Source organism: Paenibacillus athensensis, assembly GCF_004514475.2.
Classification (GTDB): Bacteria; Bacillota; Bacilli; order Paenibacillales; family NBRC-103111; genus Paenibacillus_AL; species Paenibacillus_AL athensensis.
In genome coordinates this window covers 718,559-733,627 of sequence record NZ_MYFO02000001.1, presented here as the reverse complement: position 1 = coordinate 733,627, position 15,069 = coordinate 718,559, and the positions used below count along the sequence as shown (strand labels likewise).

18 protein-coding genes are annotated in these 15,069 nt (G+C 59.5%); 15 read left to right on the top strand and 3 right to left on the bottom strand.

Features of this window, described 5'->3' with window-relative positions:
* Positions 1 to 12: 12 nt before the first annotated feature.
* From B5M42_RS03360 to B5M42_RS03350, 3 genes are all read left to right on the top strand, one after another.
* Positions 13 to 603 (top strand): hypothetical protein, encoded by a 591-nt coding sequence (locus tag B5M42_RS03360; protein ID WP_134754893.1) that lies wholly within the window; start codon positions 13 to 15, stop codon positions 601 to 603.
* Positions 600 to 1,748, top strand: a complete 1,149-nt coding sequence (locus tag B5M42_RS03355) for a CobW family GTP-binding protein (RefSeq protein ID WP_134754895.1) — start codon at positions 600 to 602, stop codon at positions 1,746 to 1,748. The genes B5M42_RS03360 and B5M42_RS03355 overlap by 4 nt, the downstream gene beginning before the upstream one ends.
* Positions 1,749 to 1,833: 85 nt before the next feature.
* Positions 1,834 to 2,292: a Fur family transcriptional regulator gene (locus tag B5M42_RS03350; RefSeq protein WP_134754897.1), complete on the top strand. Its 459-nt coding sequence runs from the start codon at positions 1,834 to 1,836 to the stop codon at positions 2,290 to 2,292.
* A gap of 295 nt (positions 2,293 to 2,587) precedes the next feature.
* Here B5M42_RS03350 and B5M42_RS03345 read toward each other — a convergent pair whose 3' ends face one another.
* A complete protein-coding gene (locus B5M42_RS03345; protein ID WP_230632596.1) occupies positions 2,588 to 3,673 on the bottom strand; it encodes a polysaccharide deacetylase family protein in 1,086 nt (361 codons plus the stop codon).
* 186 nt (positions 3,674 to 3,859) lie between these two features.
* The gene (locus B5M42_RS03340; protein WP_134754899.1) at positions 3,860 to 4,111 is read right to left on the bottom strand and encodes a hypothetical protein; all 252 of its coding nucleotides are present in this window, start codon (positions 4,109 to 4,111) and stop codon (positions 3,860 to 3,862) included.
* A 335-nt stretch (positions 4,112 to 4,446) separates the two neighbouring features.
* On the opposite strand from B5M42_RS03340, the gene rbsK reads away from it, so the two are divergent.
* The 4 genes from rbsK to coaD all read left to right on the top strand — a co-directional run bounded on the left by rbsK (position 4,447) and on the right by coaD (position 7,053).
* Entirely contained in the window at positions 4,447 to 5,406 is a 960-nt protein-coding gene (rbsK, locus tag B5M42_RS03335) for a ribokinase (protein WP_134754901.1), read from the top strand.
* Positions 5,403 to 5,678, top strand: coding sequence for a hypothetical protein (locus B5M42_RS03330; RefSeq protein WP_134754903.1), 276 nt, complete (start codon positions 5,403 to 5,405; stop codon positions 5,676 to 5,678). The genes rbsK and B5M42_RS03330 overlap by 4 nt, the downstream gene beginning before the upstream one ends.
* A 291-nt stretch (positions 5,679 to 5,969) precedes the next feature.
* The gene (gene rsmD, locus B5M42_RS03325; protein WP_134754905.1) at positions 5,970 to 6,545 is read left to right on the top strand and encodes a 16S rRNA (guanine(966)-N(2))-methyltransferase RsmD; all 576 of its coding nucleotides are present in this window, start codon (positions 5,970 to 5,972) and stop codon (positions 6,543 to 6,545) included.
* A 1-nt stretch (position 6,546) separates the two neighbouring features.
* Positions 6,547 to 7,053: a pantetheine-phosphate adenylyltransferase gene (coaD, locus tag B5M42_RS03320; protein WP_134754907.1), complete on the top strand. Its 507-nt coding sequence runs from the start codon at positions 6,547 to 6,549 to the stop codon at positions 7,051 to 7,053.
* 16 nt (positions 7,054 to 7,069) lie between these two features.
* Here the strand turns inward: coaD and B5M42_RS03315 are convergent, their stop codons facing one another.
* On the bottom strand, positions 7,070 to 8,416 hold the full coding sequence (locus tag B5M42_RS03315) for a nucleoside recognition domain-containing protein (protein ID WP_134754909.1): 1,347 nt from the start codon (positions 8,414 to 8,416) through the stop codon (positions 7,070 to 7,072).
* 129 nt (positions 8,417 to 8,545) lie between these two features.
* On the opposite strand from B5M42_RS03315, the gene B5M42_RS03310 reads away from it, so the two are divergent.
* The 8 genes from B5M42_RS03310 (at position 8,546) to fabG (ending at position 14,941) form a co-directional block, all read left to right on the top strand.
* A complete protein-coding gene (locus tag B5M42_RS03310) occupies positions 8,546 to 9,670 on the top strand; it encodes a SepM family pheromone-processing serine protease (RefSeq protein WP_134754911.1) in 1,125 nt (374 codons plus the stop codon).
* Between the two features lie 87 nt (positions 9,671 to 9,757).
* Positions 9,758 to 10,267: a YceD family protein gene (locus B5M42_RS03305; RefSeq protein ID WP_134754913.1), complete on the top strand. Its 510-nt coding sequence runs from the start codon at positions 9,758 to 9,760 to the stop codon at positions 10,265 to 10,267.
* A gap of 31 nt (positions 10,268 to 10,298) precedes the next feature.
* Complete coding sequence (gene rpmF, locus B5M42_RS03300; RefSeq protein WP_134754915.1) at positions 10,299 to 10,472, top strand: 50S ribosomal protein L32; 174 nt, start codon at positions 10,299 to 10,301, stop codon at positions 10,470 to 10,472.
* Between the two features lie 136 nt (positions 10,473 to 10,608).
* A complete protein-coding gene (gene fapR, locus B5M42_RS03295; protein WP_167690096.1) occupies positions 10,609 to 11,187 on the top strand; it encodes a transcription factor FapR in 579 nt (192 codons plus the stop codon).
* Between the two features lie 15 nt (positions 11,188 to 11,202).
* Entirely contained in the window at positions 11,203 to 12,195 is a 993-nt protein-coding gene (gene plsX / locus B5M42_RS03290) for a phosphate acyltransferase PlsX (RefSeq protein WP_134754916.1), read from the top strand.
* A gap of 9 nt (positions 12,196 to 12,204) precedes the next feature.
* Positions 12,205 to 13,191, top strand: a complete 987-nt coding sequence (locus B5M42_RS03285; RefSeq protein ID WP_134754918.1) for a beta-ketoacyl-ACP synthase III — start codon at positions 12,205 to 12,207, stop codon at positions 13,189 to 13,191.
* A 21-nt stretch (positions 13,192 to 13,212) separates the two neighbouring features.
* On the top strand, positions 13,213 to 14,145 hold the full coding sequence (fabD, locus tag B5M42_RS03280) for an ACP S-malonyltransferase (RefSeq protein ID WP_134754919.1): 933 nt from the start codon (positions 13,213 to 13,215) through the stop codon (positions 14,143 to 14,145).
* Between the two features lie 52 nt (positions 14,146 to 14,197).
* On the top strand, positions 14,198 to 14,941 hold the full coding sequence (fabG, locus tag B5M42_RS03275) for a 3-oxoacyl-[acyl-carrier-protein] reductase (protein ID WP_134754920.1): 744 nt from the start codon (positions 14,198 to 14,200) through the stop codon (positions 14,939 to 14,941).
* Positions 14,942 to 15,069 lie beyond the last annotated feature (128 nt).

Here is a 15,069-nt window from a genome sequence, read left to right as displayed (position 1 = left end):
GAGACAAGAGTCATGAAGGAAGACAAGCGTAACATCATTACGCCCAAGGAGGCCGCTGCTGCGATGATGCAGATGACGATGCGCAGCGCAGAACACGGCTGGCCGGCGGTAAAACCGACGTTTGCGGCTTATGTGCCGGACGCGGTATTGTCCGAGGCGCAGGAGGATGATTTGCTCAAGGAAGCATATATCGCGGCATTGGCGCTGGAGGTTTATTGTATTCCGCATGCCTTCGAGACGGATATCGCCGCCCAGGTGGGCCAGGGTATGGACGCCATTATGAGCTCGGAGCATTTTGCTGCGCACCGGCTGGCTGAACCGATTTGCGCGGTGTATGCGCCCCGGCTGCAGATGACGGAGGCAAACGCGGTGAAGGCGGAAGCTCAGGGAGGCGATTTGGCAATGGCGCTGCTGGCCTGCGCAGTGGACATTTTGTATGCCCGTTTGCCTCTCCCGCTCAAGCCGGAGCAGGCCGAGGGCAGCTTGCTGCAGTTCAAGCTGATGCAATATGTATCGGGAATGATTGGCAAGTGGCCGCTTTTGTTACAGCGTTTTGACGTTGCCAATGAAGAGGATGCAGCCAGAGGAGGAGCAGGAGCATGACAACTCAACCGATCCCAGTATTTATTCTTTCCGGCTTTCTGGGCAGCGGAAAAACGACACTGCTTGCGCAAGCGCTGGAGCACGTCAAGCGTTCCGGCCGCGTCCCGGCGGTTGTAATGAACGAGATCGGCGAGATCAACCTCGACGGTCAATTGCTGGACGGAAGCGTGCCGACTGCGGAAATGCTCAGCGGTTGTATCTGCTGCTCCATCCGCGGCGATTTCGGCATGAAGCTGCGCGAGCTGGTGTTAAACGAGCGGCCAGGGCTTGTGTTTATCGAAGCGACGGGCGTTGCCAACCCGCTGGAAATCATCGACGAGGTGACCGATGCTTCCTTACTGCTGCCGATTGATCTCAAGGCCGTCCTTACGGTTGTCGATACGCCGCATCTGTTGGAGCTGGACCGGACAAGCCGCGGCAAAACCTTCCGGCTGATGCAGGAGCAAATCCGCTGCGCCAATGTGCTTGTGCTGAACAAAATCAGCAAGCTGCCGGCTGCGGAAGCCGATGAAGCCGAAGCGCTTGTGTGCGGCTGGAATGCGCATGCGAGCGTGGAACGGGCCGATTACGCCCGCATCGATCTGGAGCTGCTGGACAGGCTTGAGGCGGCCGGGGAAGCCGGCGATGCGACGTTGTCGGCGCAAAAGGCGGACAGCGAAGGAACAGCGGCTCCGGCGGTCGGCACGCGTGAACGCAGCTCTGCGCAGACGGGGGGAACCGCGTCCGGGGCCGGGGCGGCAGCTTTGGCCTGCGGATGCGGGACAGATGAGCATGCGCACGAGCCGGGCTGCGGGCATGATCACGGGCATGCCGGGCACAAGCAGCAGGAGCATCTGCATCCAACGCACGATCATGTGATGGCGTATACGCATTATTTTGCCAACGCGGTGGACAGTCAAGCCTTTGAAAATTTCGTTGCTGCGCTGCCGCAGGAGGTATATCGGGCCAAGGGGATCCTCCACTTCACGGATACGTCCAGCCGGTTTATGTTTCAATATGCCTACCGGGAAATGGATTTTGTAAAAATCACGCCGCAAGGCGATGTGCCCGACGTTGCTGTATTTATCGGCGAGCATTTTTCCCGATCGGCAATCCGTGACGCGCTGCTGGCGCTGGAAGCGGCCGGTACTCCGCAGGGGCAGTAAGCCGGGGCCAGATCAGGTACCTTGACGAAACCTGCCGGTTTACGGCACTATATAAGGAAAGAACAATTCGACCTTTAGAGGAGTAATGCACGTGGCTACCCATTCACAGAACGTTCAGCAGATGCTCCAGCTCATGTCGCAAAAGGGCTGGCGGATCACGGAGCAGCGCCGCAGTCTGGCTGCCTTGTTCGCCAAGTCCGAGGGATATTTGTCGCCCAAGGACGTATATGATCATATGAAGGAGCAGTATCCGGGCGTGAGCTTTGATACGGTGTACCGCAATTTGCGGCTGTTAAGCGAGATGGGCGTGCTGGAGCAGTTTCATCTGGCCGACGGGTTGAAGTTCAAGGCGAGCTGCCTGTCGCATCATCATCATCATCTGATTTGCATGAATTGCGAGAAGACGGTTACTTTTGAATTTTGTCCGATGTCGCTCGTCAAGGGACTGCCGGACAGCTTTGAAGTCGTCAATCATCGCTTTGAGATATTCGGTTATTGTGCGGATTGCAAGCGCGGGAACAAGGAAGCTTCGGCGCTGCAATAAGCCGCAAGGCAACAAGGCAATCGAGGTTGGCCGCGGGCGGGTCCCGCGGTTTTTTTTGATGTTTGGGCGAAAAAAATCCCCCGACCTGTCTGCGCGTTAGGCGTAGGCAAGCCGCGGGAGACTGTACGGTCCGGTTTCCGTAAGCATCCCGCCTGAGGGATGCGCTTCGGCGTCGGGACGCATGCAGGCGGTACGGAAGTGGCGTTCGCGACAAGGCCGTCGCACACGTTAAGCATCCTTTGGCTGCCTTGTCGGTCGTCGGACTGAGGTCGGACCACAAGGCGCGTTAATCGGCTTAGCGGCTTTTGGGCACCTGCAGCAGCTCCGGTACGGTCACGAAGGTATAGCCCGAGCTTTTCAGCTTGTTGATCAAGGGGCCAAGCGCTTGCACGGTGCCCGACAAATCCTGGGTCGAAGCGCCGCCGGAATGCTGAAGAATAATCGAGCCCGGCTTTGTTTGACGCAAAATGTTGCTGAGCACCTGATCGGCCTTCAACGATTTCCAATCGAGCGAGTCGACATTCCAGTTGACGATCAGATAATGGCGCTCCGATACCCATTTGACCTGTTCCTCGTTGATGGCCCCGTAGGGCGGCCGGATCAGGCGCGGGGCGTAGCCGGTCAACTGCTGGAGAACGGCTTCTGTGTTCTCGATCTGGCTTTGAAATTTATCCACAGTCAGCTTGGGCAAGTTGGCGTGGCTGTAGGAATGGTTGCCGACGACATGACCCTCGCGCACCATGCGCCGCACGAGCGCCGGGCGTTCGCTGGCTTGAGACCCGAGCACGAAAAACGTCGCTTTGACGCCGTTCTCACGCAATACGTCGAGCACCTGCGGCGTAAACCGCTCATCGGGGCCGTCGTCAAACGTCAGCGCGATTTTTTTCTCGCGGGAAGGCCCGCTGACCTTGAAGATGTCCGGGTACTTGCGCACGAGCTCAGCCAGCGACAGCTTGCGCTGCAAGCCCCCTGCCTGCGCCTGACTATGGCTGCGATGAACGGGCAGCGACGGCTTTTTGCTTTTGTCCGGCTGTGGAGTCCTGGCCGTCGCTTTATCTTGTGTTTGCGCAGTCGCCGCGGCCGGCTTGCCCGGGCTAACGGTTGGCGACGGCTGTGCTGACGGAACGGGCGTCGCCTGCCCCGCCGCCCGTGCTTGCGGCGCGCCGCCGAACGGCGAAGCTTCTGCCGTTAACAGGCTCTTGTCTTGATCCCGACCGACGCTTTGGGTCTTATCTTGCGTCTTTGCCGGCGGCAGTGCTGCGGCGGGCTCCTCGTCCAACGCGGCGCTGCCGGCTTCGGCGCGTTGCGGTTGCTCCGGACCAGCGCTGCAGCCAGCGAGCAGCAAGCAGCTTATCATAACAGACAACAGCCATTTGTACATGAAGCATCCCCCTAAAGCAAGTGATAGGCTTTAGGGTTTGCCGGATGCTGGGCGAATATCTATGGAAATACGTGGAACGTGGATGGTTGCGGTGCCACGGCCGTACAGCGCGCGGTCCGGCACCCCAGAGCCCGGCTCCGGGCGCAAGGTGGCGGTCAAACTCATCTTGCGGAGCAGCCGACCGGCCTACGTGAAGCGATAGGCAAAGGTAGCCAAAATATACGTCGAGAACCCGGCCGCCCCGATCAGCCAGCCAATCGTAAACCAGCGCCAAAAGCGAATTTGCAGCGGCTTATACAGCCAAGTGAGCAAAATGCCAACAATCGGCAGACCGATCATCAAGCCCCAGCCGAAGCTGCCCCAAAATTGCAGCGCGCCGAATAACAGCACCCACAGCGGTCCGGCCAGCAGTCCGGCGATACATCCAAAGCTGCGCATAAACAATCCCCTTTCTATCGTCCGTTGGCAGCGAATGCAACGTTTACACACTGCGCGGCTTGAAGCCCCGCTGCCCGGTTATTTCATTAGACGCGGCGAAACGCCGCAATGTTTCCGTCGTATTTACGGGGCGGCCGATTTTTTTGCGGATTGTCCGTTCAGAAGCGCTTTATCGTCGGTTCCCCTGCTTCAAGTTTGTAACCGTTTCCTTGCAGTTCGAAGCAGGCAGGCTGCGACATCCGTGGTGTTGTCAGGTTATTTTACGCGAAAAACTCGACATCGGCAGGCAAAGCATGTAAGTTAATATCATTACTAGGCAAAGGGAGGGAGCCGGGATGACGCGACCGCGCATCGTGGTGGCAGGCAGCTTGAATATGGATCTGGTCGTCAGTACCGACCGGATGCCGCGGATCGGCGAGACGATCACGGGGCGGCACATCGACTATATTCCCGGCGGAAAAGGCGCCAATCAGGCGGTAGGCTGCGCCAGACTCGGCGCAGACACCAGCCTGATCGGCGTTGTCGGAACTGACGCCTTCGGGGCGCAAATCGTACAGGCGCTGGAGCGCGAAGGCGTCGGCCTGCCGCATGTCGAACGCACCGCCGATGCGCCAACCGGCACCGCAACCATTGTGCGCACGCCGGAGGATAATTGCATTATCGTCGTGCCGGGGGCCAACGCTCACTGCTCGCCGGAGCAAATGGACCGCGCACGCGCGCTGCTCGGACAAGCCGACGCTTTGCTCGTGCAGCTGGAAATTCCGGCCGCAGCGGTGGCTGCTGCCGTTGAAGCGGCAGCGTCGCAAGGCGTACGCGTGATCGTCAATCCGGCTCCCGCCCGGCGCTTGCCAGCCGAGCTGCTGCGGCGGATTGACGTGCTGACGCCCAACGAAACGGAGCTGGAGACGCTCACCGGCGAGCCGGTCGAGCAGCTGTCGTCCGCAGGGCTGGCACGCGTGCTCGCGGCATGGGAAGCCGAATACGGCCATCGCGTGATTGTAACGCAGGGCCGGCACGGCTGCAGCTTTCTCGATGCGGGACGGCTGGTCAACGTGCCGGCACCGCAGGCGGAGGCCGTAGACACGACGGGAGCGGGCGACGCGTTTAATGCCGCGCTGGCGTTAGCGCTCTGCGAAGGGCGCGCTTTCGCCGATGCTGCAGCCTTTGCCGTAACGGCCGCTTCGCTGTCCGTGACGCGCTTCGGCGCGCAAGCGGGCATGCCGACGCGGGCCGAGGTTGAAGCGGCCGTGGGACGGAACGATTTTGAACATGAACAGGGAGAGGGTCGCAAATGAGTAATTATATCGTTGCGCTGGTGCTGGGGATTCTGGTGCTGGCGGGATTGACGTACATGAACCTGCGCCGACTGAAAAACTCGAAGGCCGATTTACGGCAGTTGAAAAAGCGCACCTTGCTCGGCACGGTGGTGGCGTTGGCGCTGTTTGTCATTCAGCTGCTTTTTCGCCAGGGCGAGCTGGGGTATTTGCTGTTTTTCGGCGTAATGACGCTGTTCATGGCGGCGCATTATATCGGGGTGCTGTATTATTCGAAGAAGCGCGGCTTTTAGGCCGCGTTTTTTTGTTGCTTGCAGCGAGCGGCAAAGAAGTGCAAAATTAAACGGCGACTGCTTGCGCAGCCGCCTCATGGGAGAGGAGAAACCGGACGAAGAGCTTATGGGGAAACGTAAGTCTTCTCCGCGGTTGTCTACGACATTTTGTGATGTCGATAATTTAAGTGTGGCCGGAGTTGGGCCATTATATACCTGCAAAGGGAAAAATTTTTGTATCGGGTTTTCGGTTGTGGTACGATATCAGATGTGAGAAAGAGAATGAGCCAGCAGGAAGGATTTTGAAGGAGCATGAGAGTCATTGCAGGCACAGCTCGCGGCCGGGGCCTGAAGGCCGTTCCGGGCATGAGCACGCGTCCGACCACCGATAAGGTGAAGGAAGCGCTGTTCAGTATGATCGGCCCGTTCTTCGACGGGGGCGAGGCGCTGGACTTGTTCGCCGGTACAGGCGGGCTGGGGATTGAAGCGTTAAGCCGCGGCATGAGCAGGGCGGTTTTTATCGATATGGAGAAGAAAAGCATCGACACGGTGCTGCATAATTTACAGGCGACCGGGTTGAAGGAGCAGGCCGAGGTGTACCGCAACGACGCGTTCCGCGCGCTGAAAGCGTTAGCCAAGCGGGAGAAGCGGTTTGCGCTCGTATTTCTCGATCCGCCTTACCGCATGAAGGTGATCGCCGAATTGCTGGAATCGCTGGAGTCGCTGCAGCTGCTCGCCGACGATGCCGTTATCGTTGTGGAGCACGACGCAGAGGACTGGCTGGAGGAAGCAGCGGGGGCTTTGCGCCAACGCCGCCGGGTGGCATACGGCGATACGGCGCTGACGATCTACGAGACCACTCGGGAGCCGAATGTAGGGAGTGAGTAGGATGAAAAATCATGATCACGGCATTACGATTGCCGTCTATCCGGGCAGCTTCGATCCGGTGACGAACGGGCATCTCGATATTATTCACCGCGCGGCCAAGGTGTTTGACAAGCTGATTGTGGCCGTCCTCAACAACTCTTCGAAAAATCCGCTATTTTCGCTGGAGGAGCGTATGGCGCTGATTCAGCAGGTGACGCGCGATTTGCCGAATGTGGAGGTCGACAGCTTCCGCGACTTGCTCGTGAACTATATGAAGCTGAAAAATGTCAATCTGATCGTTCGCGGCCTGCGGGCCGTATCCGATTTTGAATACGAGCTGCAGATGGCGTCTACGAACCATAAGCTGAATGAGGATGTGGAGACGTTTTTTATGACGTCCAAGCCGAAATATTCGTATTTGAGTTCGAGTATCGTCAAGGAAATCGCCCGCTTTCACGGGCCAGTCGGCGATTTGGTGCCGCCAGAGGTGGAAGAGGCGCTGAAGCTGAAATATCCGGTATCGCTCTAAAAAGCAAGCCGCCGCGTCACTCCGCGCGCGGACCGCGGCTGCGCCGGCGCAAGCCGTGCAGCGCCAGCGAAGCCAGCAGCAGCGCGCCGGTGACGAGCGCGAGCGCCAGCGGCCAGCCGTAAGCCGCCGCGGCTTGCGCCGCAGCCAGCGCGGCGTCGGCGGTCAGGCCCGCGCCGGTCCTGCCGGCAGCGCCAAGCGGCGCGAGGCTCGGCGTGGCGCCGCTCCACAGCGGCGCGAGCGGCCGGGCGAGCAGCAGCGTCAGCGCGAAGGCGAGGCCGGCGTGCACGCAGCGGGCGAGCAGGAACGGCGCGTAGCGGACGTCCGTGCGGTGCAGCAGCCCGGCGACTTGGGCGTGCGCCGACAAGCCGCCCCAGCCGAGCGCCGCGCCGATCAGCGCGAGTAGCGCAGCGGGCGGCAGGCCGCCGGCTTGGCTGAGCGCATAGCTGCCGAGGTGGACGTCGAGGGCGCTTTGCACCCAAGCGGACGCGTCCACGGCTTCGGCTGCGCCCAGCAGCCCGGCGAGCGACCGGCCCAGCAAGCCGACGGCAGCGGTCAGGCGCACCGACGCTGCGACGTGGGCAAGGACGGCGAATATCATCATGTAGCCGCCGACCAGCATTAGCGTCTGCACCGACGACACGACGGCGTCGCCGAGCAGCTTGCCGAAGGCCCGGCCGTCGCGCACGTAGGCGGCGCGCATCGCGCGGAGCGCCTGGCGGATCAGCGACGCGCCGTCGGCGTCGTCCGCAGCGCGGCTTGGCGGCGCGAGCAGACCGCCGTCCGCCATCGCGCTGCCAGCGTCGTTCGCCGCGCCTTGCCGCGTTGCGCCAGGTCGGCGAACGCGCAGCAGCACGCCGGTCAGCAGCGCAGCGGCGTAGTGCACGACAGCGAGCGCCAAGCCGAGCCTGGCGCTGTGCAAAAAGCCGGCGCCGACGACGCCGACAAGAAATATCGGGCTGCACACGTGCGACAGGGCAGCCAGCCGCTCCGCTTCACGGCGGGTGATCAGCTGCTTTTCGCGTAAATCTGCGGTAATTTTCGCCCCGGCGGGAAAGCCTATGACCAGACCTGACGCCAAGGCCCAGCCGGCGAAGCCGGACAGGCCGAATACCCGGCGCATCAAGGGGGTCATCAGCGTGCCGAGGGCATGAATGACGCCAAAGCCGACGAGCAGCTCGGACAAGATCAGAAAGGGCAGCAATGCCGGGAACACAAGCTTCCACCACACCGTCAGCCCTTGCAGCGAAGCTTGAAAGGCGCGGTCGGGGAAGGCGACGACGCTGGCGACCACGGCGGCGGCCAAGGCGCCGAGCAGCAGCGTCGCTGCGAAGCTGCGGCCCGGACGGGATGCGGAACGCTGCATAAGGATCACCTCATCTTCGAAATCTTGCTTACATGTGTACGCTGCCAGACAGCGGATTAGACCAAGCTTAAAGGTTCGTCCGGGCCGGCGCAAAGGCGGGTCGGATGAGCCGTCGGAAGGAGAACCGGCATGGCTGAGAACGAAGACCATCACATTCGAACAGGCTCGGGGGACAACTATCGTCCGCCGCGTCTCGGCGCTTCCCGACGTTATCTGCTGGGGGCGCTGATCGGCGTCGTCGCGTTGTATTTGCTGTTTTTCATGCAGCTTCCTTTTTTTATCTTCATGCCGGGCACAGCCGAAGCCGTGGGTCCGATGGTGCAGGTGAAAGCAGGTGCGGACGCAGAGACCGGCTCGCTGATGCTGACGACGGTGCGTGTCGCCGACGCCAACGTGTTGAATTATACGGCTGCCCTGTTCAACAAATATCAGGAGATCCAGCGCAAGGAAAGCGTATTTCGCGAGGGGGAAAGCGAAAGCGAATATTCGCAGCGTCAGGAATACGTCATGCTGACCTCGCAGGCCAGCGCGATTCAAGCGGCGTATCGCAAAGCCGGAGTTCCCTTCCATATCAGGCACGAGGGCGTCATGGTGCTCAAAACCGTTGCGGGCATGCCCGGCGAGAAGGTATTCAAGCCCGGCGACGTCCTGCTGCAGGTTGATGATAAGCCGATTGGCGAATCCAATGAGCTGATCGACTACGTATCGGGGAAAAAGGCCGGCGATCAGGTTAAGCTGTCGTTCAAGCGCGGCGACAACGTGTACAGCCGGACGTTGGCGCTGCAGCTGCTGCCGCAGGAAGCCGGCGATACCTCGGCTCCGCGCGCCGGTCTGGGCGTTGTGCCTGCCGATATGCAGGCTGTCGCCGCCGACGATGCGCAAAAGCAGATCACGATTCAGGCCGGTGAAATCGGCGGTCCTTCGGCGGGCTTGATGTTTTCGCTGGAGATTTACAATCAGCTGACGCCGGGCGACATTACGAAGGGCCATCGCATCGCCGGAACAGGGACGATTGAAGCCGACGGCACCGTTGGGGTGATCGGCGGCATTCAGCACAAAATCGTCGCTGCCGACAAGGCCGGAGCGGAAATCTTTTTTGCCCCCAAAGACTTGACGCTGGCGGATGGCACGCAAATTCGCAACTATTCCGATGCAGTAGCACGGGCCAAGGAAATCGGCTCGAAGATGAAAATTGTCGAAGTGTCGACGATGGACGACGCGCTGCGTTATTTACAGGAGCTTCCGGCCCCGTAAGGCCGGTTTCACCAGCGATTCTCATTTCTTGTATTGACAAAATGCGAGTGAACTGGATATAATAATCTTTGTTTGTTTGGGGTGAATATGATGCGGCTTCATCTGAAGGATCTGGTTCAAAAAGGGCACGCGGTTCAGCTGCAAGAGGACATGCCGCTGGACGCCGCATTCGCCGGCCGTTCGGACATTGTCGCTCATGGACCCGTGCACGTCGAGCTTCATGCGCAGCATGAAGACGGAATCGTCAAAGTCGGCGGCACGCTGGCGGTCGATCTGGAGCTCAGCTGCTCGCGTTGCTTGTCGCATGTCCGGCAAAAGCTGGAGCTGCCGTTCCAGGAGGGCTTTGCCCTGCAGCCGGTTGCAGGCGCCGACCCGGAGGAAGACATTCATGTCGTCAACGAGGACACGGTGGAGCTTGCACCCTTTATCGAAGAAAACGTCGTAGTGGGATTGCCTTACATATCGCTTTGCCAGGATGATTGTCAAGGATTGTGTCCCGTATGCGGCGCCAACCGCAATCAGCACGATTGCGGCTGTAAGCAGGAGAAGATCGATCCTCGCCTCGCGGGGCTCGCTGATTTCTTTAAAGAGCAGTAAGCAAGTTGAATTAGTTGAAGGAGGTGGGAACATGGCAGTACCTCAACGAAGAACGTCCAAGACACGTCGCGACAAGCGCCGTACTCACTTTAAATTGGCAGTGCCGGGCATGGTGAAATGCGACCAATGCGGCGAGCTGAAGCTGGCGCACCGCGTTTGCAAAACTTGCGGTTCGTACAAAGGAAGAGAGATCGTAAAAGCATAGTTTTATCGATAGTACTTCATCATCGGTGAGGTGCTATTTTTTTTGTGCATTTCCCTTTCCTTTTATCCGTAAATTTAATATACTACAACTTAGTATCTGGTAATAAGATGAGATATAACAGGATTTTAGGGACAAGGTGGTGCTTGTCATCGAACGTCTTCCTAAGCGTCAGCGTCAGCAGCAATTGATGCAAGCGATAGAAGCGAACCCGTTTATGACCGATGAGGAACTGATGCGCACCTTCGGCGTCAGCATACAGACGGTTCGTCTGGACCGGCTGGAGCTGGGCATTCCCGAGCTGCGCGAGCGGTTGAAGCACATGGCCGCCAAAACGTACGATCAGGTACGCTCGCTGCCGATTGACGAGGTCATCGGCGAGGTGATCGACATTCAGCTCGATCAGAGCGGTATCTCCATTTTTGAAATCAGGGAAGAGCATGTATTTTCCAGGACGAAAATCGCGCGCGGCCACCACGTCTTCTCGCAGGCGAACTCGCTGGCGGTAGCGGTGATCGACGATCCGATCGCGTTGACGGCATCGGCGGACATCCGGTTCGTGCGTTCGGTGCGGCTCGGTGAGAAATGTATCGCCAAGGCGTACGTACGCTCGATCTCCAAGGGCAAGGCCCGGGTCGAGGTGTTTTCCTACGTCGGCGACGAAGTGGTGTTTCGCGGCAATTTCATCATCTTTCATTCTAAAAAGGAACAGGCATAAAAGAGGAGGCGCTTCATGCGGATAGCGATTGACGCGATGGGCGGCGATCACGCCCCTAAGGTCATTGTGGAGGGGGCGCTGGCTGCGGCCAAGGAATGGAGCGATGTCCGGATCGTTCTGGTCGGCGACAGCGCCGCGATCGAAGCGCATTTGGGCGAGCAGCGTCCGGAGAACCTGACGGTTCTTCATACAAGCGAAGTGATTGCGGCTGACGACGAGCCGGTGAAGGCCGTACGTCGCAAGAAGGACGCATCGATGGTAGTCGCCGGACGATTGGTCCGCGAGAAACAGGCGGAAGCGATGATTTCTGCAGGCAATACCGGCGCGCTGATGACGACGGGACTGCTGGTCGTCGGCCGCATTGACGGCATCGAGCGACCGGCGCTGGCGCCGATGATTCCGACAATGGACGGCAGCGGCGTGCTGGCGCTCGATCTGGGCGCCAATATGGACGCGACGGCGGAGCAGCTTCGCCAGTATGCGGTGATGGGGAGCATCTACCGCGCCAAGGTACACGGTATCAAGGAGCCGCGCGTCGGCTTGCTGAACGTCGGCACGGAAGCGATGAAGGGGAATGAATTGACAAAGGCGGCATATCCTTTATTAGAGACAGCCCCGGTTCGCTTCATTGGCAATGTAGAGTCGCGCGACGTGCTCAGAGCGGAATGCGATGTCATCGTCTGCGATGGCTTCGTGGGCAATATTATGCTCAAGACGTTGGAAGGAGCGGCATCAGCGATATTTTCCACGCTCCGCAAGGAGTTTACGAAAACGTTGTGGACCAAGCTGGCCGCCTTGATTTTAAAACCGGGTTTGACCCAATTCCGCAAAAAGCTGGATTACTCGGAGCACGGCGCAGCACCGCTGCTGGGCATCGACGGACTCGTGCTGAAAAGCCACGGCTCCTCCGACGCCAACGCGATCAAAAATGCGGTCAGACAAGCCCGTATCGCTTTGCAAAACGACTTGGTGGGAGCCATATCTGCGGAAATCAGTCAGGGGAAGTGAGTGGACAACATGAAATTAACACCTGTCGGTGTACTCGGCTCGGGCAAATATGTGCCGGAGCGCATATTGACCAATCAAGAGCTGGAAACGATGGTAGAAACGAACGACGAATGGATTGTCAGCCGCACCGGCATTCGCGAACGGCGAATTGCCGCACCGGGACAAGCTACGTCGGATTTGGCCTATGAGGCGTCGCTGATCGCCTTGAAAAACGCGGGATTGACAGCGGAGGATATCGACCTGATCGTTGTCGCGACGATTACGCCGGATATGGCGTTCCCGTCGACGGCCTGCATCTTGCAGGACAAGCTGGGCGCCAAGCGCGCTGCGGCCTTCGACTTGTCGGCGGCTTGCTCCGGGTTCATTTACAGCTTGGCCAATGCCGCCAACTTTATTGCCACCGGCATTTATAAATACGCGCTGGTCATCGGCGCAGACGCGCTGTCGACGATTACCGACTACACCGACCGCAATACGTGCGTGCTGTTCGGCGACGGCGCGGGAGCCGTGGTCATCGGCGCGGTTCCGGAAGGTCGCGGGTTCAAATCGTTCGAGCTGGGCGCGGATGGAGCGGGCGGCGAGCTGCTCAAAATTTCCGGCGGCGGCTCGCGCAACCCGGCGACACACGATACCGTTGATCAACGCCTGCATTATATTTATATGGCTGGCTCGGAAGTGTTCAAATTTGCCGTGCGCATTATGGGCAGCGCTGCGGAAGAGGCGCTGCGCAAAGCCGGAATGAGCAAAAACGACATCGATTTGCTCATTCCGCATCAAGCGAATAACCGGATCATTCAATCGGCGCTCAGCAAGCTGGATCTGACCGAAGACAAGTGCATGATCAACGTGCACCGCTACGGCAATATGTCGGCGGCGTCGATTCCGGTAGCTTTGGCCGAGGCGGTCGAGGAAGGCCGCGTGCGCGAAGGCGACTGCCTGCTGCTGGTCGGCTTTGGCGGCGGCTTGACGTGGGGCGCTTCGACGCTGATCTGGTAACGATAAGGGAGGACATGACGAATGGGTAAAATCGCATTTGTGTTTCCGGGCCAAGGCTCGCAAACCGTCGGCATGGGCCGCGATCTGTATGAGCAGGACGCGGCGGCCAGAGGGTATTTCGACCGCGCCGACGCAGCGCTGGGCTTCAAGCTATCGGAGCTGATTTTCGGCGGTCCGGAAGCGGAGCTCAAGCTGACGGTCAACACGCAGCCGGCGCTGCTGACGACGAGCGTGGCGTTCCTTGAGGCGTTTGCGGCAGCCGGCGTCAAGCCGGATTTCGTGGCCGGACATAGCCTCGGCGAATACAGCGCGCTTGTTGCAGCCGGCGTGCTCGGCTTTGAGGACGCGGTCCGCACGGTGCGGGCGCGCGGCGAATTTATGGAACAGGCCGTTCCCGGCGGCCTGGGCGCAATGGCGGCGGTGCTCGGCGCTGAACGTGCGGCGCTGGCTGCGCTGTGCGCAGACATCAGCGCAGCGGGTCACGTCGTCGAGCTCGCCAACGTGAACTGCCCGGGACAAATCGTCGTCTCGGGCAGCAGGGAAGGCGTCGCCGCCGTCGGCGAGCGCGGCAAGGAAGCGGGAGCCAAACGGGTCATTCCGCTGGAGGTCAGCGGACCGTTCCACTCCTCGCTGATGAAGCCCGCTTCCGAACGGCTTGCGGCTACGCTGGCGGCGGTGCCGATGAGCCCGGCAGCGGTGCCGGTTGTCGCCAACGTAACGGCGCGCCCGGTCACAGAGCCCGCCGAAATCAGCCGTCTGCTCGTCGAGCAGGTGTATTCTCCGGTATTGTGGGAAGACACGATCGCTTATCTGATCGGCGAAGGCGTCGACACGTTCGTCGAGCTTGGCTCGGGCACCGTGCTGGCCGGTCTGATCAAGAAGGTTGACAAAAACGCGCGCGTAGTGTCTGTCGGCACGGTGGAGACGCTGAACAGCTTCAAGCTGCACGTATAAGCAGCATCAAGGGGATACGAGAGATTAACTTGGATCAGAGAGGAGATTGGTTATGACGCTATCAGGAAAAGCGGCGCTGGTCACTGGCGCTTCGCGCGGCATTGGCCGCGCCATCGCCCTGCATCTGGCAGAATGCGGAGCCGACGTCGCCGTGAACTATGCCGGCAGCGAAGCGGCCGCACAAGAGGTGGTCGATCAGATTACAGCGATGGGCCGCAAGGCCATCAAGCTGCAGGCCGACGTCAGTCGTTTTGCAGAAGCGGAAAGTCTGGTCAAGCAAACGATCGAAGCGTTCGGCAAAATCGATATTCTCGTGAATAATGCGGGGATAACTAGAGATAATTTAATCATCCGCATGAAGGAAGAGGAGTTCGATGAGGTTATTGCAACCAACCTCAAGGGCGTCTTTAACTGCTGCAAAGCTGTTACCCGTGAAATGATGCGTCAGCGTTCGGGGCGGATCATCAATATTTCGTCGATTTCCGGCGCAATGGGCAATGCGGGTCAGGTCAACTACGCGTCGGCGAAAGCCGGGACGTTCGGCTTGACCAAATCGCTGGCGAAGGAGCTGGCGGCCCGCAATATTACCGTCAACTGCGTGGCGCCCGGTTTTATCGAAACCGATATGACGGACAAGCTGCCTGAATCTATGCGCGAGCAACTGTTCAAGGAGATTCCGATGGCCCGCTTCGGCAAGCCCGAAGATATTGCCAAGGCTGTCCGCTTCCTCGCATCCGAGGATGCTTCTTATATGACCGGCCAGACGATTCATGTGGACGGCGGCATGTATATGTAAAACCGGCCGGCAAGGCGCGGTTTGCTCCTCAGCACATGAGCGGAGCGCTGCTGCCGAATCCGCCCGATTATCGCGACAATTGCCTACTGGCATTCTGTCCGAGATTCTCGTATAATACCAAAGAGGAG

What these genes read in the sequence shown, in the direction of transcription:
- B5M42_RS03360 (WP_134754893.1), top strand. Translation starts at nt 13, where the DNA reads ATGAAGGAAGACAAGCGTAACATCATTACGCCCAAGGAGGCCGCTGCT.
- B5M42_RS03355 (WP_134754895.1), top strand. Translation starts at nt 600, where the DNA reads ATGACAACTCAACCGATCCCAGTATTTATTCTTTCCGGCTTTCTGGGC.
- B5M42_RS03350 (WP_134754897.1), top strand. Translation starts at nt 1,834, where the DNA reads ATGCACGTGGCTACCCATTCACAGAACGTTCAGCAGATGCTCCAGCTC.
- B5M42_RS03345 (WP_230632596.1), bottom strand. Translation starts at nt 3,673, where the DNA reads ATGTACAAATGGCTGTTGTCTGTTATGATAAGCTGCTTGCTGCTCGCT.
- B5M42_RS03340 (WP_134754899.1), bottom strand. Translation starts at nt 4,111, where the DNA reads ATGCGCAGCTTTGGATGTATCGCCGGACTGCTGGCCGGACCGCTGTGG.
- rbsK (WP_134754901.1), top strand. Translation starts at nt 4,447, where the DNA reads ATGACGCGACCGCGCATCGTGGTGGCAGGCAGCTTGAATATGGATCTG.
- B5M42_RS03330 (WP_134754903.1), top strand. Translation starts at nt 5,403, where the DNA reads ATGAGTAATTATATCGTTGCGCTGGTGCTGGGGATTCTGGTGCTGGCG.
- rsmD (WP_134754905.1), top strand. Translation starts at nt 5,970, where the DNA reads ATGAGAGTCATTGCAGGCACAGCTCGCGGCCGGGGCCTGAAGGCCGTT.
- coaD (WP_134754907.1), top strand. Translation starts at nt 6,547, where the DNA reads ATGAAAAATCATGATCACGGCATTACGATTGCCGTCTATCCGGGCAGC.
- B5M42_RS03315 (WP_134754909.1), bottom strand. Translation starts at nt 8,416, where the DNA reads ATGCAGCGTTCCGCATCCCGTCCGGGCCGCAGCTTCGCAGCGACGCTG.
- B5M42_RS03310 (WP_134754911.1), top strand. Translation starts at nt 8,546, where the DNA reads ATGGCTGAGAACGAAGACCATCACATTCGAACAGGCTCGGGGGACAAC.
- B5M42_RS03305 (WP_134754913.1), top strand. Translation starts at nt 9,758, where the DNA reads ATGATGCGGCTTCATCTGAAGGATCTGGTTCAAAAAGGGCACGCGGTT.
- rpmF (WP_134754915.1), top strand. Translation starts at nt 10,299, where the DNA reads ATGGCAGTACCTCAACGAAGAACGTCCAAGACACGTCGCGACAAGCGC.
- plsX (WP_134754916.1), top strand. Translation starts at nt 11,203, where the DNA reads ATGCGGATAGCGATTGACGCGATGGGCGGCGATCACGCCCCTAAGGTC.
- B5M42_RS03285 (WP_134754918.1), top strand. Translation starts at nt 12,205, where the DNA reads ATGAAATTAACACCTGTCGGTGTACTCGGCTCGGGCAAATATGTGCCG.
- fabD (WP_134754919.1), top strand. Translation starts at nt 13,213, where the DNA reads ATGGGTAAAATCGCATTTGTGTTTCCGGGCCAAGGCTCGCAAACCGTC.
- fabG (WP_134754920.1), top strand. Translation starts at nt 14,198, where the DNA reads ATGACGCTATCAGGAAAAGCGGCGCTGGTCACTGGCGCTTCGCGCGGC.